The organism is Arthrobacter sp. BG5, from assembly GCF_056680155.1.
In genome coordinates, this window is record NZ_CM155268.1 from 388,491 (window position 1) to 408,774 (window position 20,284).

Consider the following 20,284-nt stretch of genomic DNA (forward strand, 5'->3'; position numbering starts at 1 on the left):
CGCCATGGTTAGCCCTCCGCCGACCCCCAAGCAGCTGCAGCGCCGCCTGGGCGTCCTTGATTCCACCGCGATCGGCCTGGGCTCGATGCTGGGTGCGGGCGTGTTCGTGGTCTTCTCCCCCGCCGCGGCCCTCGCCGGGCCGCTGCTGACCGTCGCCGTGGCCTTGGCCGGCCTGGTGGCCTACTGCAATGCCGTGGCGTCGGCGCAGCTGGCTGCCCGGTATCCCTCCAGCGGCGGCACCTACGTGTACGGCCGCCGGCAACTGGGCGAATGGCCGGGCTTTATCGCCGGCTGGGGGTTCGTGACCGGCAAGACCGCCTCCTGCGCGGCGATGGCACTGACCTTCGGGCACTACGCCGCGCCGGGCTTCGCCACCCCCGTGGCGGTGGCCGCCGTCGTAGTGTTGACCGGCGTGAACCTGCTCGGCATCACCCGGACGGCCCTGCTGACCAGGATCCTTCTCGCCGTGGTGCTCGCCACCCTCGCCTTTGTAGCGGCAGCCGCGCTCATCGGCCCGCACCCGGAGGGCGCCCCCGCGGCTCTGGGCGGGGCGTTCGGAGCGATTCCGGGTGGCACCGGAAACGCTTGGGGCGTGTTGCCTGCGGCCGGGCTGATGTTCTTTGCCTTCGCCGGCTACGCCCGGATCGCCACCTTGGGCGAGGAGGTCAAGGACCCGGCCACCACCATCCCGCGGGCCATCCTGGCCGCTCTCGGCGGAGCTTTCGTGATCTACCTCGGACTTGCAGCGCTCCTTCAGTGGCACCTGCCGGCCGGCCTGCTGGCTGGTTCCTCCGCGCCGCTGCTGGACGCCGTGACGAACTCGGCGCTGCAGGCCGGCAGCCCGGTGGTGCAGGCGGGATCGGCCGCCGCCTGCCTCGGCGCGCTGCTGGCGCTGATCACCGGCGTGGGCCGGACCACCATGGCGATGGCGCGGGAGCGCGACCTGCCCGCCCCACTGGCCCGGGTCGGCGGGGTGCACACCGTCCCGTACGTGGCCGAGCTGACAGTGGCGGCCGCTGTGATCGTGCTGCTGCTGACCACGAACGTGCTGACGGTGGTGGGCTTCTCCAGCTTCGGCGTGCTGGTCTACTACGCCGTGGCGAATGCCGCCGCCTTCACCCTCACCGGCCGCCGCCGGCTGGCGCCGCGCTGGCTCAATGCCCTCGGCTTCGCCGGCTGCGTGGTCCTGGCCCTCACGCTGCCGCCCGCCTCAGCGCTGGGCATGGCGGCTGTGCTCGCGGCCGGGATCGCCGGGCGCTTCCTGGTGCTGCAGCGCCGGAAATCCCGTCACACGCCGGCGTAGCGACGCCGGCGTAACAAGGTCCGGGCCGGGGGCTGAAGCAGAGCTCGGTCAGGCCCGGGTGACCCGCACGTGCAGGTCCTCTTCGTCCGGCGACCAGCTGGCCGGATCGGCGTCGGCCTGTTCGCCGGTGCGGATGTCCTTGACCTGGTGCTTGCCGTCGTCGTCGGTGAACCAGACGAACGGGATGCCGCGGCGGTCCGCGAACTTGATCTGCTTGCCGAACTTCTCGGCCTTCGCCGCCACCTCGGTGGCGATCCCGCGGGAGCGCAACTGCGCGGCGACGTCCTGCGCCGCGCCCCAGCTTTCGTCGTTGGTCAGCGCCACCAGCACCGCGGTCGGCACCGCCCGGGATGCCTTGGCCAGCTCCTGGCTGAGGATCCGGGACACCAGCCGGGTAACGCCGATCGAGAGCCCGACGCCGGGGAACTTCCGGTTGCCCTTGCTGGCCAGCGCGTCGTAGCGGCCGCCGGAGCAGATCGAACCAAGCTGCTCGTGGCCCACCAAGACGGTTTCAACAACGGTCCCGGTGTAGTAGTCCAGGCCGCGGGCGATGCTGAGGTCCGCAACCACCTTGCCCGGGGCGCGCTGGACGGCGGCAGCGATGACCTGCTCCAGCTCGTTCAAGCCTTCCTCCAGCAGCTCGTTGCTCACCCCCAGCGCCCGGACCTGCTGCACAAACGAGGTATCCCCCGTGCGGATTCCCGCCAGCTTGAGGGCGGCCTGGGCCTGTTCCTCGGTGGCGCCCAGCTCGGACTTGAGCAGCTCGGCCACCCTGGCCGGGCCGATCTTTTCCAGCTTGTCGATGCTGCGCAGCACTCCGGCGGTGTCGGTCAGGCCGATGCCGTTGTAGAAACCCTCGGCCAGCTTGCGGTTGTTGACCCGGAGCAGGAAGTCAGGAATCGGCAGGGCGCCCAGCGCCTCGGCGATCACCAGCGCGATTTCGACGTCGTAGCGGAACGGCAGTTCGCCGTCGCCGACGATGTCGATGTCAGCCTGGGTGAATTCGCGGGCCCGGCCTTCCTGCGGACGCTCCCCGCGCCAGACCTTCTGGATCTGGTAGCGGCGGAACGGGAACGCCAGGTAGCCGGCGTTCTCCACCACATAACGCGCAAAGGGCACGGTGAGGTCGAAGTGCAGGGCCAGGGCGTGCGGATCGGCCTTGTGCGAGGCGGCAGTGTTAGTCGCGGCGTTAGTCGCGGCCGCGCCGGTATCGTCGTCGTCCTGCAGCCGCCTGAGGCCGTAGACCTCTTTGTCGATTTCGCCCTTGCGGAGCAGTTGGCCCACGGTCTCCACGGCACGGGTTTCGATCGAGGAGAAACCGTGCAGTTCAAAGGTGCGCCGCAGCGTGTCCAGCACATGCAGCTCCACCAGCCGCTCCTCGGGAAGCCACTCGGGGAATCCGGACAGGGAGGCGGTGCGTGCCATGGTGGAATTTTCTCCTCTGATAACGACGGCGGCACAACGGCCGCGGCGTCGCGCGCAGACCGGCCAGTCGTGCATAAACTGTGTGCGGCAGCCAGTTTATGCTTTTTGCCGCGTGCATCTGTAATGCGCGCGGCGGGCGGAGCTGTCGGCAGCTTGCGTGTTGCACCCGGTCCGGCGGCGTTGCCGCGGTCCGGTCTGCGGCCCTACAACCAGGAGGACTTTTGGCGGCCAGTTCACGGAGCGCCCGCGAAGCCAAGCGGCGCGTCCAGCAAATGGAGGCAAAGCGTGAGCTCCGCCGGGAGCAGGACAAACGCCGCAAGCGCGACAATATCCTCGCGACCGCCGGCGGTGCCGCTGCCCTGGTTCTCGCCGTTGTACTGCAACTGACGGTGTTCTCCAGCAACCCGAGCGAGGACGAATTCAAGGCCGCGGAGGCCGGGCTGCAGAGCCCGTCGGCTTCCGCCACGCCATCCCCCGCCGCAACCAACGGGGCGAACATCCCCAAGCCTGAAACCGCGGCCGGCAAGACCTTCAAGGGCACGCTGGCCCTGAACCGCGGCAGCCTCGGGGTCGAACTCGACGGCACCAAGGCCCCGCAGGCGGCCGCCGTCTTCAAATCGCTCGCGGACCAGAACTTCTACAAGGGCCTCACCTGCCACCGCCTCACCACCGCCGAGTCCTTCGGCGTGCTGCAGTGCGGCTCCAAGTCCGGGGATGGCAACGGCGATCCCGCGTACACCTGGGGCCCGCTGGAGAACACCCCGGCCGACAACAAGTACCCGGCGGGCACCATCGCCGTGGCACGGACCGGCGAAAACGCCTACGGCAACGGGACACAGTTCTTCATCGTCTATAAGGACACCGTGATCCCGGCGGACACCGCCGGCGGCTACACGGTGGTAGGCAAGGTCACGTCCGGGCTGGATGTGGTCAGCAAGATCGCAGCGGCCGGTGTCAAGCCCGGCGCCAGCGCCACCGACGGCGCGCCTGTGGAACCAGTCACGATAGACTCGTTCTCTCTGAAGTAACCAGCCGGGGCCCTCGCGGCCGCGGTGCCGGTATTTCCCTCCAAGCGAAAGACTTCTAGCGGTGACAGACAGTCAGAAATCCGACGAAACAGTGGCAGCAGCTGCCAACGAGACCGAAGCCGAGGTTGCGGTGAACGGCGCGGCCGAAGTGCCCGCCGCTGAGCCCGCCGGCCCCGAGGCGGTGGAGGCGCCCGGGTCCGCGGCAGTTAAGTCCGCCCCGGCTGCCGAACCGGCAAACGCTCCGGAGGCCGATCCGGCCGCCGCCCCGGCTGAGGTTGAGACTGAGGTTGAGACCCAGCCCGAGGCGGCCGCCGAGCCTGCCACCCCTGCTGCCGGCCCGGCGCCGGCTGCTGCACCCGCACCGCGGCCTGCCCCGTCGCCCGCCGCCTTCGCCGCACGCCCCAAGGCGTCACCGTCCGTTGCCGCGCCGGCCGCCGTCACAGCATCCAGCGCAACCTCGCTCGCCGAGGCCGCACGCTGGGGCCGCGTCGAGGGCGACGGCCACGTGTTCCTGACCATCGACGGCGGGGAACACCCCGTCGGCCAGTACCCCGGTGTCAGCGACGACGAGGCGTTGGGCTACTTCGCCCGCAAGTACGACGACGTCGTCGCCCAGATCGTGCTGCTCGAGCAGCGCGTCGCTTCCAAGGCTCCGGCCACGGACATGCAGAAGACCGTGACCCACCTGCGCGAAGTGCTGGCCGAGCGGAACATGGTGGGCGACCTCCGTGCCGCCGAGGGACGCCTGGACACGCTGTCCGGCCAGATCACCGAACTGGAGAAGACGGAGAAGGCAGAGCACGAGGCCGTCCGCGCCGCCGAGCTCGCCGCCCGCGAAGCGATCGTGGCCGAGGCCGAGGAAATCGCCGGCCACGACCCGGCGCAGATCCAGTGGAAGACCTCCAGCGCCCGGATGAACGAGCTCTTCGAGAGCTGGAAGACCGCGCAGAAGAGCGGCGTCCGGCTTGGCCGGAGCAACGAGGACGCGCTGTGGAAGCGGTTCCGCGCCGCCCGCACCGTCTTTGACCGCCACCGCCGGGCCTACTTCTCCCAGCTGGACAGCAACAACTCGGCAGCCAAGGCGGCCAAGGAGAAGCTGATCACTGAGGCGGAGGCACTGTCCTCGTCGACCGACTGGGGCTTCGCCGCTGGCGAGTACCGCCGCCTGATGGACCAGTGGAAAGCCTCGCCGCGTGCCAGCCGCAAGGATGACGACGCCCTGTGGGCACGTTTCCGGGCCGCGCAGGACGTCTTCTTCACGAACCGCCAGGCGGCCAATGAGGAGATCGACCAGGAGTACGGCGCCAACCTCAAGGTCAAGGAGTCGCTGCTGGTGGAGGCCAACGAGCTGCTTCCGATCAAGGACCTCGCAGCGGCCAAGAAGGCGCTGCAGTCCATCCGGGACCGCTGGGAAGAAGCCGGCAAGGTTCCCCGGGCGGACATGGGGCGGATCGAAGCCGGCCTGCGGAAGGTGGAGGACGCCGTCCGCCACGCCGAGGACGAAAACTGGAAGCGCTCCAACCCGGAAACGAAGGCACGCACCAACAGCGCCCTGACGCAGCTGGAAGCGGCCATCGCCGGCCTCAAGGACGACCTCGCCAAGGCGGAGAAAGCCGGCGACGAGCGCAAGATCAAGGCGGCCCAGGAAGCCCTGGAGGCCCGCCAGGCATGGCTGGAGCAGCTGGAGCGTTCCGCCAGCGAACTCTCCTAGCCGCCGCAACGCAGAACAGGCTCCGCCCCGGTTATCCACATGACCGGGGCGGGGCCTGTTCCGTGTCCGGGGCCGGGCGGCACGATGGCTGAATGACCCTCATGCCCGGCCACCCCCCTGCCAGTCCCCCGAGCGCTGGGTCCCCGCCCGCCGGCGGGCACGGCGGCGCGCCCCTGCTGTACTCCCCTGGGTCGCTCTTCTCCTGGCCGGAGCTGCAGGCCATGGCGTCCGACGGCGTGCTGACGCAGCTCTCGCAGCGCGGGTACCTGCCTCCCGGCGCCACGTCCACGCCGCAGCTGCGGGCGCGGGCGGCGGCGTGCACCATTCCGGCGCCGATCCGGCAACGCGTGGTGGCGGGACGGATGACAGCCGCCTGGATCTACGGCTGCGCCGGCGAGCCGGACCGGATGGCCCTGCTCGTGGACACCAGCCGGCGAATTTCGAGCCTCCGCGCCGTCCGCGGCTGCAGTTTCCACGAGGTGCGGCTGGGCCCGTTCGACGTCGTCAGCCTCGGCGGGCTGATGGTTTCCAGTCCGCTGCGGACAGCGGTCGACATTGCGCTCCATGTGGAGCCCGACCGTGCCCTGCCGGCGCTGGCAGCTCTCCTGGCGGCACCGGAACTGGACGTCCGGCTGCGGCTGCTCATCCGGGCGGTCAACGCGACGCCGCGGATGCCGCACAAGAGGTCAGCCCTCGCCAAACTGGCTGCCCTGCTGGACGGGCCGGGAGCCGGCGCGGGGCACGAATGCCGGCGGCGAACGGCAGGGCAGGCTGGGCCGGATGGCTAGCTGCGGCGGCGGTTCCCGGTGGTGCGGTATACGTCGAAGACGCCGTCAATCCGACGGACGGCGCTGAGCACGTGGCTCAGGTACTTCGGATCGCCCATCTCGAAGGCGAACTTGGAGATCGCCACCCGGTCGGTGGAGGTGTGCACGCTGGCGGCCAGGATGTTGACGTGGTTCTCGGACAGGACACGGGTGACGTCGGAGAGCAGCGACTTCCGGTCCAGCGCCTCGACCTGGATTTCGACCAGGAACACGCTGGACTGGGTCGGCGCCCACTCGACGTCGACGATCCGGTCCGGCTGGTCCATCAGGCCGGACACGTTGGTGCAGTCGGTCCGGTGCACCGAGACGCCGGAGCCTCGGGTAACGAAGCCCAGGATGGGATCCGGCGGCACCGGGGTGCAGCAGCGAGCCAGCTTCACCCAGACGTCGTCGACGCCGCGGACCACAACACCCGAGTCGGAGTACCGGGTTTTGCTGACCTGGGCCGGAATCGAAACCTCGGTGAGGTCATCCTCGGGGGTGTCGTTGCCGCCGAGGCTCTCGACCAGCCGCTCCATCACGGACTGTGCCGAGGTGTGGCCGTCGCCCACGCCCGCGTAGAGCCCGGAGATGTCCGTGTACTTAAAGTCCTCGGCGATCGCGGCGAGGGCGTCGTGGGTCATCAGGCGCTGCAGCGGAAGGTTCTGCTTGCGCATCGCCTTGGTCAGCAGCTCCTTGCCGCGGTCGATCGCCTCTTCGCGGCGTTCCTTGCTGAACCACTGCCGGATCTTGTTGCGCGCCCGGGCGCTCTTAACGAAGTGCTGCCAGTCCTGGCTGGGGCCGGCGCCTTCGGCCTTGGAAGTGAAAATCTCCACCCAGTCGCCGTGGTTCAGTTCACTGTTGAGCGGGACCAGTTTGCCGTTGACGCGCGCACCGATGGTCCGGTGGCCCACCTCGGTGTGCACCGCGTAGGCGAAGTCCACGGGCGTCGAACCTGCCGGCAAGGCCATGACCTCGCCCTTGGGCGTGAACACGAACACCTCGCGGGCATTGATCTCGAAGCGCAGGGAGTCGAGGAACTCACCGGGATCGGAGGTTTCCTGCTGCCAGTCCACGAGGGAGCGGAGCCAGCCCATGTCGCCGTCGCGCGGGCTGCCCGGCCCGGCTGCGGTGCGGTTGGGCTGGTCCTTGTACTTCCAGTGCGCCGCGACGCCGTATTCGGCGCGCCGGTGCATCTCGTGGGTCCTGATCTGGATCTCCACCGGCTTGCCGCCCGGGCCGATCACCGTGGTGTGCAGCGACTGGTACATGTTGAACTTGGGCATCGCGATGTAGTCCTTGAACCGGCCCGGAAGCGGGTTCCAGCGCGAGTGCATGGCACCGAGGGCGGCGTAACAGTCCCGCACTGAGTCGACGAGGACCCGGACACCCATCAGGTCGTTGATGTCGTCGAAGTCCTTATCCCGGACGATCATCTTCTGGTAAATGGAGTAGTAGTGCTTGGGCCGGCCGGTGATGGTGGCCTTGATCTTGGCAGCGCGCAGATCTTCGGTGATCTGGTTGCGGATAACGGCGAGGTTCTTCTCCCGCTCGGGGGTGCGGTCCCCCACCATGCGGACGATTTCCTCGTAAACCTTGGGATACAGCGCCGCGAAGGAGAGGTCCTCGAGTTCCCACTTGATCGTGTTCATGCCGAGCCGGTGGGCCAGCGGCGCGAAGATCTCCAGGGTTTCCCGGGCCTTGCGGGCCGAGGACTCGGCCGAGACGAAACGCCAGGTGCGGGCGTTGTGCAGCCGGTCGGCGAGCTTGATCATCAGCACGCGGATGTCCTTGGCCATGGCGACGACCATTTTGCGCACGGTCTCGGACTGGGCGGCCTCGCCAAAGCTGACCTTGTCCAGCTTGGTCACGCCGTCGACCAGCATGGCAACTTCGGGTCCGAACTCGCCCTTGAGGTCCTCCAGGGTGTACGAGGTGTCCTCGACGGTGTCGTGCAGCAGCGCGGCCGCCAGGGTCGTCCCGCTCAATCCCAGCTCGGCCAGGATGGTGGCCACGGCCACGGGGTGCGTGATGTAGGGGTCGCCGCTCTTGCGTTTTTGTCCGCGGTGGCAGCGCTCGGCGACGACAAACGCCCGCTGGATCAGTTCGAAGTCATCCTTGGGGTTGTTGGCGCGCACGGTGCGCAACAGCGGCTCCAGGATGGGCGAATAGGCCGGCGTTCCACGGCCGGTCAGGCGCGCGAGCCGGGAGCGGGTGCGTTCGCGGCGTCCCGGGAAGGTGGGCCGGGTTCCGGAGTTATCGACGGGCACTGCGGCGTCCGGGCGTCCGGCAGCCACCACACCAGTCTGTGACCCCTGGGCGGCAGCCTTATCCACCGGGGCTGCAGGCACCGGCGTCGAACGTTCTTCCAATGAAGCACCTCTCAAACCCGTTAATTATTCAAGTCTATTCCCGGAGCCGGATACTTCGATAACCGGCGGCCAACGTCCGACGGGCCGGCGAACGTCGCAGGGACGTTCGCCGGCCCGTCGGGCGGCTGCGGCGGTGCCTTTCGGCTACGCCGTGGCGGGTGCCGCCTTGGCGGTATTCTCCGAGCGGCGCTGCTGCACGCGCTTGGCCTGCTTGATCAAGTCCGGCTCACCCTGGCGCAACCAGGCATAGAGCGGGGCCGCCACGAAGATGGTCGCGGCGGTACCGATCAGGATGCCCACGAACAACGCCAGCGAGAGGTCCCGCAGCGTTCCCGCGCCGAGCAGGCCGGCCCCGATGAAGAGGATGGCCCCGACCGGCAGGATGGCGACCATCATGGTGTTGATGGACCGCACCAGGGTCTGGTTGACGGCGAGGTTGACCTCCTCGGCGAAGGTGCGCCTCGTGGACGCCTGCAGGTCCGCGGTGTTTTCCCGGATCTTGTCGAAGACCACCACGGTGTCGTACAGCGAGTAGCTGAGCACCGTGAGGAAGCCGATGATGGCCGAGGGGGTCACCTCGAAGTCACTCAGCGAGTACACCCCGGCGGTGATGAACATCGTCACCACCATGCCGGCGAGGGCGGACAGCGACATCTTCCAGGTCCGGAAGTACAGCGCCATCAGCACTGCGGCAAGGCCGACGAAGATCGCCAGGCCGAGCAGCGCCTGCTTGGTCACGTCCGCGCCCCAGGTCGGGCCCACGAAGGTGGACGTGACCTCGTTGTCGGTCACGCCGTAGGCCTTGGTGAGGCCTTCCTTGATCCGGAGCGTCTCGTCGTCGCTGAGCTTGTCCGTCTGGATGCGCATGGTGTTGCCGGCGACGTTGGCGACGCGCGGCAGGCTGCCGGGGACGACATTATCGACCGCTTTTTCACCGAGGGCGGCGTCGCGGTCCTTGACGTTGGACACCGTGAACTCGGAACCGCCGCGGAACTCGATGCCCAGGTTGAAGCCGCCCTTGACGACCGGCAGCAGGATGGACAGCGCGACAGCGACGGCGGCGATCAGGAACCAGATCTTCTTGGATCCGACGAAGTCGTATGAGCGCTTGCCCGTGTAAAGCTCGTTACCGAACGTAGCGAAGCTGGCCATTTATTTGCCCTCCTTGGACGTGCTCTTGGAGGAACCGGCAAGCTGTTCCTGCCTTTCCGCGAGGCGTCGTTCTGCAATGGTCATCCGGCGTTCGGCCTCGGCCGCGGCGCCGGTATTCTTGGCGCGCGGCGCGACGACCGGTTTGTCCTCCGGCGTGCGGATCCGTCCGGCACCCCGGTACAGGGGCACGGCCCCGAGTCGCTTCGGGTCCAGGCCCGAGAACTTGTGGCCTTCACCGAAGAACTTGGTGCGGGCCAGCAGCTGCAGGGTCGGATGGGTGAACATAAAGACGACAATCAAGTCGGCAATCGCTGTCAGGCCCAGGGTGAACGCGAAGCCGCGGACGTTGCCCACCGCCACGAAGTACAGCACGAGGGCGGCCAGCAGGTTGACGGCCTTGGAGGCTAGGACGGTCCGCTTGGCGCGCTTCCAGCCGTTCTCCACGGCCGAGACCAGGCCGCGGCCCTCCCGGAGCTCGTCACGGATGCGTTCGAAGTAGACGATGAACGAGTCCGCCGTCTGGCCGATGGCCACGATGATGCCGGCCACGCCGGCCAGCGAGAGACGGTAGTTTTCCGTCCAGCCCAGGATGGCGATGGCCAGGTAGGTCAGCGCGCCGGCGACGACGAGCGAGGCGACGGTGACGAAACCGAGGGCGCGGTACTGGAACAGCGAGTAAACCACCACCAGCAGCAGGCCGATCAGGCCGGCCAGCATGCCCATCCGGAGCTGCTCGCCGCCGAGGGTGGCCGAGATCTGCTGTTCGCTCTGGATGTCGAAGCTGATCGGCAGCGCACCGAAGCGCAACTGGTCGGAGAGCGCCTTCGCGGACTGCTCGGTGAAGCCGCCGGTGATCTGCGGACGGCCATCGGTGATGACGGCCTGGGACCGCGGCGCGGAAATGACCTGGTCGTCCAGGACAATGGCGAACTGCGCCTTCGGGTCCGAGCCGGTCTCGCCGCCGGCGTCGACGTAGAACTTGTTCAGCCGTTCGGTGATCGTTTTGAACTTGGCGGTTCCCTCGTCGTCGAACTGGATGTCAACGGCCCACTCGTTGGTCACCGCACCCTGCGCGCCACGCTGCAGCTGGAAGGAGGAGTTCTTGATGTTGGAACCCTTGACCTCCACCGGGCCGAGGATGTACTTGATCGCGGGCCGGCCGTCGGCGGCAGGCTCGCAGGTGACCAGCGGCTTGGCCGGGTCGGAGCGTTCCTGCTTGTCCTGGGACGGGTTGTCGCAGTCCAGCGCCTCGAACTTCTTGTAGACGTCCGCGGTAACCCAGTTCTCGTCGCTGCTGTTCTTCGGCGCGGCGGTCGGCTTGGGCAGCTTCGCCTCAGGGGTCCGGGACGCGACCGGAACAGCCGCGCCGGCGCCGGCCTGGATGACCGGGCGGAAGTTCATGTCGGCGGACGCCTGGATCAGCTTGCGGGTCTCCTTGGACGGAGTTCCCGGAAGGCTGACGACGACGTTGCGGCCGGACTGCGTGCTGATCTCGGCTTCCGCGACGCCGGAGCCGTCCACGCGCTGGCGGATGATCGCCACGGCCTGGTTGAGCTGTTCTTCGTTAATGTCCGAACCGCCCGCCACCTTGGGCGCCAGGATCATCTGGGTGCCGCCTTCAAGGTCCAGGGCAAGCTTCGGAGCCCAGCTCGCCTGCCCGGCCATCGTGCCGCCCGCCAGGACGGCCGTCAGGACGGCGAGAATAACGCCAAGCCAGACCAGCACCCTGAGGGCTGAGTTTTTGGGGCCAGTTCGTGCCATTGTCGATCTTTCTATTGTTTACGGAGGAACCGCCGGTGCGGCCTGTCAGGCCTGCACCGGCGGATGCCCGCGCACCGTAGCTTCGCGGGATAGCTCAGGAGGCAGACTAGCTGTCTTTCTTGCCCTCGTCGTTCAGGCGGCGCAGGGTTTCGTCCGGCGTTTCGTTGCGCTGCACGTCACCGGCGGCGGCGCGGTCGACGCCGTCGGCGGTGGCATCGCCCTTGCCGAGGGTCAGCGAGGAGGCGTCGTCGGGAACCACGGTGGGCTCCTCGGCAGCAACAACCGGTTCGACGATCTTGGTGACGGCCTGGCGGTGCACGGTGGCGGTGTTGCCCGGGGAGAGCTCCAGGACAACCTTGTTCTCGGCCTCGTCGATCTCAACGATGCGGCCGAAGAGGCCAAAGCTGGTCATAACGTCAACGCCGGTGCCGAACTTCGACTGGAGCTCCGCCTGCTGCTGCTGCGTCTTCTTGTTGCGGCGGAACATCATGAAGACGAACACGCCGAGCATGACGAACAGGAGAATAGTCATTGGATCCAAGGGGAAAGTTCCGTTCTGTACTTGCTAGCTGGTTTCACAGCAACGTCCGTTCCGTTCCGGGGCCGCCTGGTGTGGACCCCGGCAGTAAACCTGGCAGAAAATCATGCCCGGCCAGCAGCGGCTAGCGGTAGCCGCACACGGAAACAAAGGCCCGAACGTGCCGAGCGTCATACCAGTCTAAAGGGAAAAGGTCACTAGCGAGTGCTATTGACTATTACGGATCCATTCCGGATCTACTTCGTCCTCGGCCTCCGCACCGAAGCCGGCCGGTCCGCCGTCGGCAGCGCCGGCCTGGAACAGCTCCAGCGGATCCTGGCCGAATACCCCGGCAGGGACCGCAAAGCCCAGATGCGTCCAGGCCGGGGCGAGGGCGATCCGGCCGCGGGGCGTCCGGCCCAGCAGGCCCTCCCGGACCAGGTAGGGTTCGGCGACGGTTTCCACCGTTTCGGTTTCCTCGCCGACAGCGATCGCCAGGGTGGACAGGCCCACCGGTCCGCCGCCGAACTTGGTGATCAACGCCTCTAGGACGGCGCGGTCCAGGCGGTCCAGGCCGCGCTTGTCCACCTCGTACATGTCGAGCGCCGCCGACGCCGCCCGCGCGTCGATCTGTTCCACGCCGTGCACCAGCGCCCAGTCCCGGACGCGGCGCAACAGGCGGTTGGCGATGCGGGGCGTGCCCCGGGACCGGCCGGCAATCTCGCTGAACCCGGCCGAGTTGACCTTCAGGTCCAGCAGACCCGCCGAGCGGCGCAGCACCAGCTCGAGCTCCTCGACGGAGTAGAACTCGAGGTGCCCGGTGAAGCCGAACCTGTCCCGCAGCGGCCCGGGCAGCAGCCCGGCGCGGGTGGTGGCGCCGACCAGGGTGAACGGGGGCAGCTCCAACGGGATCGCGGTGGCCCCGGCGCCCTTGCCGACGACGATGTCGACGCGGAAGTCCTCCATCGCCATGTAAAGCATTTCCTCGGCCGGCCTCGACATCCGGTGGATCTCGTCGAGGAAGAGGACCTCGCCCTCGGACAGAGAGGACAGGATGGCGGCCAGGTCCCCCGCGTGCTGGATCGCCGGGCCGCTGCTGATCCGCAGCGGGGCGTTCATTTCGGCGGCGATAATCATGGACAGCGTGGTCTTGCCCAGGCCGGGCGGGCCGGACAGGAGCACGTGGTCGGCGCTGCGGCCGCGCATCCGGGACGCCTCCAGCACCAGCGAGAGCTGCTTGCGGACCCGGTGCTGGCCCACGAAATCGTGCAGGTTCTTCGGCCGGAGGGCGGCCTCGATGGCCCGCTCCTCGGGTTCCTCTCCCCCGGCCACCAGGGACGGCTCAGCCACGGGCGCCTACCCGGTTTCCAGCGCGGGCACCGTCCTGGCCCAGCCAGCGGAGCGTGGCGCGGAGGATTTCCGCGACGTTGCCCTGCTCGGCCAGTTCGGGCGAATCGGCCAGCGACTTGTCGATGCTGGCGGTGGCGTCCTTCTCCGACCAGCCCAGGCTGGTCATGGCGGCAACCACCTGCGGCTTCCATACGGCTTCGGCGGACAGGGCAACGGCGGCACCATCGGGGCTCCCGGGGGTGCCGTGCGGGACCAGCTTTCCGGCCAGTTCCAGCACGATCCGGCCGGCCACCTTGGGTCCGATGCCGGGCACCTTGGTGAAGGCCTTGCCGTCGCCGGAATGCGCGGCGACGCGGATCGCTTCGGGTTCGTGGACGGCCAGGACCGCCAGCGCCAGGCGCGGGCCGACGCCGCTGACGCTGAGCAGCACGTCGAAGACTTCGCGTTCGTCGTCGCTGGAGAAGCCGAAGAGGGTCAGGGAATCCTCGCGCACGATCAGCGAGGTGAACAGCTTGCCCTCGTCCCCGACGCGGAGCCTGGAGAGGGTCTGCGGCGTGGCGTTGACGCTCATGCCGGCGCCGTTGAGGTCGATCACTGCCGAAGACAGGCCAACGTGCGCTACGGTTCCGCGGAGAAAACTGATCAAGGCCTGGCTCCTGGGTTTACGGCTGGGTTTACGGCTGGGTTTGCAGCCGACTATCCGAACATATCTACGAATACCCTAGCAAGCGCCCCGGACATTCAGCGCGCGCGGCGCGCTTTGGCCTCCGCGTCGGCCCAGGCGCGCTGGGCCGGCGTGAGGGATTGGCTGCCCGGCCCTGTGGTGGCCACCGCGGCGCCACTGCCGGCCCGCCACGCGTGCGTAATGGCCAGGGCCAGCGCGTCGGCGGCGTCGGCGGGCCGCGGCGGTGCGTCCAGCCGCAGGATCTTGGTGACGAGCTTGGTGACGGCGTCCTTGTTGGACGTGCCGCTGCCGGTCACGGCGGCTTTGACCTCCGACGGCGTGTGCAGCGCCACCGGGATGCCGCGCCGCGCGGCCGCGGCGATCACCACGCCAGAGGCCTGGGCCACCCCCATGACCGTGCTGACGTTGAGCTGGGAGAAGACCCGTTCTACGGCGAGGACGTGCGGCTCGTACTGGTCCAGCCAGTCATCGATCGAGGTGGCAATGACGAGCAGCCGCTGGTCCAGGCTCTCCTCCGGCGAGGTACCGACGACGCCGAAGGCCACCATGGTGGCGCGCCGGTTCTTCTCGACGTCCACGACGCCGATCCCGCAGCGGGTGAGGCCCGGATCGACGCCGAGGACGCGAAGGGTCACTCGGCTTCCAGTGCGGCCTGCACTTCGTCGCTGAGGTCGGCGTTGCTGTAGACGTTCTGCACGTCGTCGAGCTCTTCCAGGGCGTCCACCAGCTTCATGAACTTCTTGGCGGCGTCGAGGTCGAGCGGCACCTGCATCGAGGGGACGAACTCGGCCTCGTCGGTGTCGTAGTCGATGCCGGCTTCCTTGAGCGCATCGCGGATGGCCTGCAGGTCGGTCGGTTCGGAGTGGATCTCGAAGCTCTCGCCGTTGTCCTTGACTTCCTCGGCACCGGCGTCGAGGACTGCCATCAGCACATCGTCCTCGGTCAGGCCATTCTTCGGCAGCGAGACGACGCCCTTGCGGGAGAAGAGGTAGCTGACCGAACCGGGATCGGCGATGGTGCCGCCGTTGCGGGAGATGGCGAGCCGGACCTCGGAGGCGGCGCGGTTCTTGTTGTCCGTGAGGCACTCGATCAGCAGGGCCGAGCCCTGCGGACCGCGGCACTCGTACATGATCTCGGTGTAGTCCACGACTTCGCCGGTGAGGCCGGCGCCGCGCTTGATGGCGCGGTCGATGTTGTCGGCGGGGACCGAGGTCTTTTTGGCCTTGGTGACGGCGAGTTCGAGGCTCGGGTTGCCGGCGAGGTCGGGTCCGCCCATGCGCGCGGCAACTTCGATGTTCTTGATCAGCTTGGCGAACGACCTTGCCCGGCGGCTGTCCAGGATGGCCTTTTTATGCTTGGTCGTCGCCCATTTGGAGTGGCCTGACATGCTTTACGCTTCTCCTCTGATCATTCGAATAAACAGTTCATGCACGCGCTTCTCCCCCGTCACTTCCGGGTGGAAGGAGGTGGCCAGCAGCTTGCCGGAACGCACAGCAACAATTCTAGCCGTCCCGTCCAGGGATTCCGGGTGGCCGGCCCTGGATGGTTCCACCTTTGCCAGGACCTCGACGCCCGCGCCGACGCGTTCCACCCACGGTCCGCGGATGAACACGGCGTGGACCGGGTCGACGCCGGACTCGCCGGCGCTGAACTCCAGGCCCTTGAACTCAAGGTCGGTTTCGAACGATTCGCGCTGCCGGCCGAAGGCGTTGCGGCGGACCGTGATGTCGAGGCCGCCGAAGGTCTGCTGCGGGTTGCCGGCCAGGTCGGTGGCGGGGTCGGCGATCTCGTTGGCCAGCAGGATCATGCCGGCGCAGGAACCATAGACGGGCAGCCCGGCCCGGATGCTCTCGCGCAGCGGGTCGCGGAGCTCGAAGATCCTCGCGAGCTTGTCGATCGTCGTCGACTCCCCGCCCGGGATGATGAGCCCGTCCAGGCCGTCCAGCTCGGCGGGGCGGCGGACGCCGATGCCGGCAGCGCCGGCGGCCTCCACTGCGTGCAGGTGTTCACGGAAGTCGCCCTGGAGTGCCAGGACGCCGATCCGCAGGCCGGATCCCACGCGGGAGCCAGGCAAAGAAAGGGGGGTGGTCATCCAGCCAGCATAATGCGCCGGGCTGCCGGGGGCCGCACCGGGGCGTGCCGCCGGGCCGGGTTCCATGCCGCCGCTGGGATATATTACAAAGCATGCTCTACTTCAGCGTTCCGCTCGGCAAGTTCGTCCGCCGGGTCTCCCGGCTCCGGGGCGGAGGCTCTGCGCTCCCCGGCCTGGTGGTCGAAAAAATAGACCCCGGCTTTATGCAACGGACGCTGTCCACGCTGCCGCTGGGCGTCGCCGTCGTCAGCGGCACGAACGGCAAGACCACCACCACCAAGATGGTGGTCGAGCTGCTGGAAAGCCAGGGCCTGAAGGTCTTCACCAACCGCACCGGCAGCAACTTCACCCGGGGCGTGGCCGCCGCGCTGCTCGGCGAGGTGGACTGGCGCGGCCGGCTCGATGCCGACGTCGCCGTCCTGGAACTGGACGAGGCGCACGCCGTGCACTTCGTCAACAAGGTCCCGCCGCGCTACTGCCTGCTGCTGAACGTGCTGCGCGACCAGCTGGACCGCTTCGGCGAAATCGACAAGACCGCCGAACTGCTGCAGCACATCGCCGCTAAGACCACCGGGACCGTCGTCCTGAACCGCGAGGACCCGCGCGTCGCCCGCATCGCGGACACACTCGAAACGGCCGCGGCCGGCGGACCCGAGGTCCGCTACTTCGGCCTCGACGATTCACTGCTCAGCACCTTCCCCAACGACGACGAGATGCGCGCCGCGCCGGGCAGCCCGGTGCCTCCGGCCCCCGCCAAACCGGCGGCCGACGTCGTCCTGCGCCGGGTGGGCGCGGACGACGCCGACTTTGAGTACGACGGCGCCACGGTGGGCACCGGGATGAAGCTCCGCGGCGTCTACAACATCTTCAACGCGGCGGCGGCGCTGACCCTGGCCCGGGCCATCACGGGCGCCCGCGGCACGGGCACTGACCACGCCGGCCTGCTCAAGGCCCTGGCGAATGTGGCGCCGGCGTTCGGCCGCGGCGAGAGCCTTGTGGTCGACGGGCTGCCGCTGGAACTGGTCCTGGTCAAAAACCCCAGCGGCTTCCGCCTGGGCCTGAAGTCCTTCCCGGCCGCCGGCTACGCCACGATGATCGCCATCAACGACAACTACGCCGACGGCCGGGACATGTCCTGGCTCTGGGACGTCGAATTCGACACCCTCCGCGACGGCGGCGTGGACCAGCTCTCCGGTTCCCGCGCCTACGACATGGCACTGCGGCTGCAGTACGACGACGTCGCAATCGGCGCCGTCGACACGGACATCGCCCCGGCCCTGGCCGCCTTCATCCGCGGGGCCAAGGACAAGCCGAAGCGGATCTTCTGCACCTACACGGCCATGCTGGCCATTCGCCGCGAGCTGTCCAAAATCACCACAGTGGAGGTGGTCTCATGACCCCGGCATCCCCCGAAACCCCGCACGGGCTCTCCTTCGGGCACGAACTGCCGCCCGACGGGTTCGCCGACCCCGGCAAGGGCACCATCCGCGTGGTCCAGCTCTACCCGCGGGATATGAACATCTACGGCGACTGGGGCAACGCCCTGGTCCTGGCCCAGCGCCTGCGCTGGCACGGCTACACCCCCGAACTGCTCGAATACAACGTCGGCGACGAGTTCCCCGCCGACGTCGACCTGCTCGTGGGCGGCGGCGGCCAGGACAGCGGCCAGCTGGTGATCCAGGACGACCTGCTCTCCCGCGAAACTGTCCTCAAGGACCTCGCCGAGGACGGCACGCCGATGCTGGTGATCTGCGGGCTGTACCAGCTGTTCGGCAAATTCTTCAAGACCCGGACCGGCTCCGTCATCCCGGGCATCGGCATCCTGGACGTGGAGACGCACGGCACCGACGAACGGCTGATCGGCAACGTCTCGGTGTCCTCCCCCGAGTTCGGCACGGTGCTCGGTTACGAAAACCACAGCGGCCAGACCACCCTGGGCCCCGGCGTCGCACCGCTGGGTGCGACGGCGAAGGGCACCGGCAACAACAGCACCGACGGCCAGGAGGGCGCCCGCTATCGCAACATCGTGGCCAGCTACCTGCACGGCTCGCTGCTGCCGAAGAACCCGGCGCTGGCGGATTTCCTGATCAAGACCGCCGTCGAGCGCAAGTACGGCAGCTTCTCGCCCGGCACCCCGGATGACTCGTACGCCGTCCTGGCCCGCGAGCACGCGGCCCGCCGCCCGCGCTGACCCGCCGCCACGTGCTCTCGGATGATTCCGTGATCGTCACTGCCCGCGACAACCCGGCCCGCCCGGATGTCCGGCGCCTGCTGGACGAACACCTCTTGGACATGTTCGCGACCTCCCCGGCCGAGAGCGTGCACGCCCTGGACCCGGACGAGCTGGCCGGACCGGAGATCACCTTTTGGACCGCGCGCGACGGCGGCGGGGTGCTGCTGGGCTGCGGGGCGTTGAAGGACCTGGGTGCGGGGGAAGGCGAGATCAAGTCGATGCGCACCGCGCGGCACGCCCGGGGCCGGGGCGTCGCGGCGCTCCTGCTGGCCGGAATCCTGGAGGTGGCCCGGCACCGCGGCTACGGACGCGTGTGCCTGGAAACCGGGTCGCAGGAGTTTTTTGCCCCAGCGCGGCGCCTCTACGCCCGGCACGGATTCGTCCTGTGCCCGCCTTTTGCCGGCTACCAGCCGGATCCCAACAGCGTGTTCATGGCCCGCAGCCTTTCGGACGGCCCGCCGGACTGAGAACCTGCGGGCGACCGCCGTCGTCAGTCAGCTGGAAACCGTGACGATCCGCAGCCCCTCCGACGCCGCCGGCTCCTCAAAGATCCGCGCCAAGTGCCGCACGCCGGCTTCCTCCAACGCATGGGAACCCGGTTCCCCGGCCAGGGTCCGCAGCCGGGTGCGCTCGATGGCCGAGTCCAGGGGCGTCCGGACATGGTGCAGCAGGACGCCAAACCCGGAGGCGGCGGCCTTACCGTGCCACAGCGCCCGCCGCGCGCGGCTCCACTGGTTCCAATCGAGGACGACGTCCGTCCCGGCCTGCAGGACCTGCCGGGCCATATCCCAGATCAACAGTTTGCAGGTCTCCGCGCGGCGGCCGTACTCCCCGGAGGCGTAGTGCAAGCCGGGGTACAGCCGCAGCATCCAGTCGTCCAGGCTGAACCGCACTGCCGGCAGGGAGACTTCGAGTTCCCTGGCCAGCGTGGTCTTGCCGGCGCCGTTGAGGCCGCACAGCAGGTGGACGGTGGGCGACGCCGTCGTCATGCGTCGGCGTCGCTGTTCCGGAGCAGCTTGGCGAACTCCGCCGGGCGCGTCGCCGGCCACCAGTGGCCGCCGTCCACCCGCACCACGCTCAGCTCATCCACCCACGTCTCAAGCCCGTCCACCAGGTGCGGGGACAGGAAGGGGTCCCGCACCGGGACCACCACCTGCACGGGCATGTTGATCCGCGGCCGTGCTGCTCGCGGTGCGGCCCGGTCCCGTCGGCCGCGGAAGTTGCTGCGGTAGAGGGCCAGCCCGCGGATGGGGTCGTTGCCGACGCTGCGCCTTGCGCCCCGTTCGTAACGCCGGGTCAGGAACAGCCGCCAGGCAGCCTCGGGCAGCACCGGGACCAGGAACGCTGCGATGTACCAGCTGCGCAGCAGCTGCCCGGCCAGTTGCCGCCAGGACCGGGGGTTGCGGAGCCGTGAGCGCACCCAGCGCGAGAAATGCCCCAGGTCCAGCCCGGAGACGCTCGTGTAGCGGCGGATCAGTCCCGCGGCGCGTGGGTCCTGCACGGCGGCCCAGCCCTGGATTGACCCCCAGTCGTGGCCGACCAGATGCACCGCGGCGGTTCCGGCCGCCGCCAGCACCGCAAAGAGGTCGTCCACCAGCGTTGCCAGGGTGAAGTCGCCGGGACTTCCGACGACGGCGGACGCGCCCGCGTTCCGCGTGTCGTAGGCGACCAGGTGATGCGTTGCCGCCAGTTCCCGGATGACGGGCAGGAACACCCGGTGGTCGTCGGGATAACCGTGCACCAGCAGCAGCGTCGGCACGTCCGGGCCGGGCTGCCGGCCGTATTCAAAGACGGCCAGTTCGGCGCCGCGCGCGGCGACGCTCCGCCGTCGTTCGCTCAACGTATCCAG

General features: G+C 68.6%; 19 protein-coding genes. 7 read left to right on the forward strand and 12 right to left on the reverse strand.

Translation table 11 applies throughout. From position 1 onward, the window contains the following. Positions 1 to 4: 4 nt before the first annotated feature. Complete coding sequence (locus AC1MBE_RS01705) at positions 5 to 1,303, forward strand: APC family permease (protein ID WP_479780395.1); 1,299 nt, start codon at positions 5 to 7, stop codon at positions 1,301 to 1,303. Between the two features lie 48 nt (positions 1,304 to 1,351). On the opposite strand, the gene hisS is transcribed toward AC1MBE_RS01705, so the two are convergent. After that, positions 1,352 to 2,728: a histidine--tRNA ligase gene (gene hisS, locus AC1MBE_RS01710; RefSeq protein ID WP_479780397.1), complete on the reverse strand. Its 1,377-nt coding sequence runs from the start codon at positions 2,726 to 2,728 to the stop codon at positions 1,352 to 1,354. Positions 2,729 to 2,949: 221 nt separating this feature from the next. Between hisS and AC1MBE_RS01715 the strand changes: the two genes are divergently transcribed. The 3 genes from AC1MBE_RS01715 (at position 2,950) to AC1MBE_RS01725 (ending at position 6,255) form a co-directional block, all read left to right on the forward strand. Continuing rightward, positions 2,950 to 3,756: a peptidylprolyl isomerase gene (locus AC1MBE_RS01715; protein ID WP_479780398.1), complete on the forward strand. Its 807-nt coding sequence runs from the start codon at positions 2,950 to 2,952 to the stop codon at positions 3,754 to 3,756. 61 nt (positions 3,757 to 3,817) lie between these two features. Next, positions 3,818 to 5,467, forward strand: a complete 1,650-nt coding sequence (locus tag AC1MBE_RS01720) for a DUF349 domain-containing protein (RefSeq protein ID WP_479780399.1) — start codon at positions 3,818 to 3,820, stop codon at positions 5,465 to 5,467. A 92-nt stretch (positions 5,468 to 5,559) separates the two neighbouring features. Then, the gene (locus AC1MBE_RS01725) at positions 5,560 to 6,255 is read left to right on the forward strand and encodes a hypothetical protein (RefSeq protein WP_479780401.1); all 696 of its coding nucleotides are present in this window, start codon (positions 5,560 to 5,562) and stop codon (positions 6,253 to 6,255) included. Here AC1MBE_RS01725 and AC1MBE_RS01730 read toward each other — a convergent pair. The 9 genes from AC1MBE_RS01730 to pdxT all read right to left on the reverse strand — a co-directional run bounded on the left by AC1MBE_RS01730 (position 6,252) and on the right by pdxT (position 16,202). Further along, positions 6,252 to 8,645, reverse strand: a complete 2,394-nt coding sequence (locus tag AC1MBE_RS01730) for a RelA/SpoT family protein (RefSeq protein ID WP_479780403.1) — start codon at positions 8,643 to 8,645, stop codon at positions 6,252 to 6,254. The two genes, AC1MBE_RS01725 and AC1MBE_RS01730, sit on opposite strands and share 4 nt — an antisense overlap. 144 nt (positions 8,646 to 8,789) lie before the next feature. Next, positions 8,790 to 9,797: a protein translocase subunit SecF gene (gene secF, locus AC1MBE_RS01735; protein ID WP_479780404.1), complete on the reverse strand. Its 1,008-nt coding sequence runs from the start codon at positions 9,795 to 9,797 to the stop codon at positions 8,790 to 8,792. Next, the gene (gene secD, locus AC1MBE_RS01740; protein WP_479780405.1) at positions 9,798 to 11,558 is read right to left on the reverse strand and encodes a protein translocase subunit SecD; all 1,761 of its coding nucleotides are present in this window, start codon (positions 11,556 to 11,558) and stop codon (positions 9,798 to 9,800) included. Positions 11,559 to 11,664: 106 nt separating this feature from the next. Next, positions 11,665 to 12,090, reverse strand: coding sequence for a preprotein translocase subunit YajC (yajC, locus tag AC1MBE_RS01745; protein ID WP_479780406.1), 426 nt, complete (start codon positions 12,088 to 12,090; stop codon positions 11,665 to 11,667). 213 nt (positions 12,091 to 12,303) lie between these two features. Next, positions 12,304 to 13,425: a Holliday junction branch migration DNA helicase RuvB gene (gene ruvB, locus AC1MBE_RS01750; RefSeq protein WP_479780408.1), complete on the reverse strand. Its 1,122-nt coding sequence runs from the start codon at positions 13,423 to 13,425 to the stop codon at positions 12,304 to 12,306. Beyond that, positions 13,418 to 14,071 carry a Holliday junction branch migration protein RuvA gene (ruvA, locus tag AC1MBE_RS01755; protein WP_479780409.1) on the reverse strand — a complete coding sequence of 218 codons (654 nt, stop codon included), beginning with the start codon at positions 14,069 to 14,071 and terminating at the stop codon, positions 13,418 to 13,420. Before ruvA ends, ruvB begins: the two co-directional genes overlap by 8 nt. A gap of 95 nt (positions 14,072 to 14,166) precedes the next feature. Continuing rightward, positions 14,167 to 14,745, reverse strand: coding sequence for a crossover junction endodeoxyribonuclease RuvC (gene ruvC / locus AC1MBE_RS01760; RefSeq protein WP_479780411.1), 579 nt, complete (start codon positions 14,743 to 14,745; stop codon positions 14,167 to 14,169). After that, the gene (locus tag AC1MBE_RS01765) at positions 14,742 to 15,497 is read right to left on the reverse strand and encodes a YebC/PmpR family DNA-binding transcriptional regulator (RefSeq protein ID WP_479780412.1); all 756 of its coding nucleotides are present in this window, start codon (positions 15,495 to 15,497) and stop codon (positions 14,742 to 14,744) included. Before AC1MBE_RS01765 ends, ruvC begins: the two co-directional genes overlap by 4 nt. Before the next feature lie 3 nt (positions 15,498 to 15,500). Further along, entirely contained in the window at positions 15,501 to 16,202 is a 702-nt protein-coding gene (gene pdxT / locus AC1MBE_RS01770) for a pyridoxal 5'-phosphate synthase glutaminase subunit PdxT (protein WP_479780414.1), read from the reverse strand. Positions 16,203 to 16,294: 92 nt separating this feature from the next. Between pdxT and AC1MBE_RS01775 the strand changes: the two genes are divergently transcribed. The 3 genes from AC1MBE_RS01775 to AC1MBE_RS01785 are packed head-to-tail and all read left to right on the forward strand — an operon-like array spanning position 16,295 to position 18,902. Continuing rightward, on the forward strand, positions 16,295 to 17,599 hold the full coding sequence (locus AC1MBE_RS01775) for a MurT ligase domain-containing protein (protein WP_479780415.1): 1,305 nt from the start codon (positions 16,295 to 16,297) through the stop codon (positions 17,597 to 17,599). Next, complete coding sequence (locus tag AC1MBE_RS01780) at positions 17,596 to 18,393, forward strand: type 1 glutamine amidotransferase (protein ID WP_479780416.1); 798 nt, start codon at positions 17,596 to 17,598, stop codon at positions 18,391 to 18,393. The genes AC1MBE_RS01775 and AC1MBE_RS01780 overlap by 4 nt, the downstream gene beginning before the upstream one ends. A gap of 29 nt (positions 18,394 to 18,422) precedes the next feature. Further along, positions 18,423 to 18,902, forward strand: a complete 480-nt coding sequence (locus AC1MBE_RS01785) for a GNAT family N-acetyltransferase (protein WP_479780417.1) — start codon at positions 18,423 to 18,425, stop codon at positions 18,900 to 18,902. Positions 18,903 to 18,929: 27 nt separating this feature from the next. Here AC1MBE_RS01785 and AC1MBE_RS01790 read toward each other — a convergent pair whose 3' ends face one another. Then, complete coding sequence (locus AC1MBE_RS01790) at positions 18,930 to 19,424, reverse strand: P-loop nucleotide/nucleoside kinase family protein (protein WP_479780419.1); 495 nt, start codon at positions 19,422 to 19,424, stop codon at positions 18,930 to 18,932. Then, positions 19,421 to 20,275 carry an alpha/beta fold hydrolase gene (locus AC1MBE_RS01795; RefSeq protein WP_479780421.1) on the reverse strand — a complete coding sequence of 285 codons (855 nt, stop codon included), beginning with the start codon at positions 20,273 to 20,275 and terminating at the stop codon, positions 19,421 to 19,423. Before AC1MBE_RS01795 ends, AC1MBE_RS01790 begins: the two co-directional genes overlap by 4 nt. Positions 20,276 to 20,284 lie beyond the last annotated feature (9 nt).

Coding starts and splice junctions, on each gene's coding strand:
- AC1MBE_RS01780 (WP_479780416.1), top strand. CDS start 17,596: ATGACCCCGGCATCCCCCGAAACCCCGCACGGGCTCTCCTTCGGGCAC.
- secD (WP_479780405.1), bottom strand. CDS start 11,558: ATGGCACGAACTGGCCCCAAAAACTCAGCCCTCAGGGTGCTGGTCTGG.
- secF (WP_479780404.1), bottom strand. CDS start 9,797: ATGGCCAGCTTCGCTACGTTCGGTAACGAGCTTTACACGGGCAAGCGC.
- AC1MBE_RS01775 (WP_479780415.1), top strand. CDS start 16,295: ATGCTCTACTTCAGCGTTCCGCTCGGCAAGTTCGTCCGCCGGGTCTCC.
- yajC (WP_479780406.1), bottom strand. CDS start 12,090: ATGACTATTCTCCTGTTCGTCATGCTCGGCGTGTTCGTCTTCATGATG.
- AC1MBE_RS01790 (WP_479780419.1), bottom strand. CDS start 19,424: ATGACGACGGCGTCGCCCACCGTCCACCTGCTGTGCGGCCTCAACGGC.
- AC1MBE_RS01765 (WP_479780412.1), bottom strand. CDS start 15,497: ATGTCAGGCCACTCCAAATGGGCGACGACCAAGCATAAAAAGGCCATC.
- hisS (WP_479780397.1), bottom strand. CDS start 2,728: ATGGCACGCACCGCCTCCCTGTCCGGATTCCCCGAGTGGCTTCCCGAG.
- AC1MBE_RS01705 (WP_479780395.1), top strand. CDS start 5: ATGGTTAGCCCTCCGCCGACCCCCAAGCAGCTGCAGCGCCGCCTGGGC.
- AC1MBE_RS01725 (WP_479780401.1), top strand. CDS start 5,560: ATGACCCTCATGCCCGGCCACCCCCCTGCCAGTCCCCCGAGCGCTGGG.
- pdxT (WP_479780414.1), bottom strand. CDS start 16,202: ATGACCACCCCCCTTTCTTTGCCTGGCTCCCGCGTGGGATCCGGCCTG.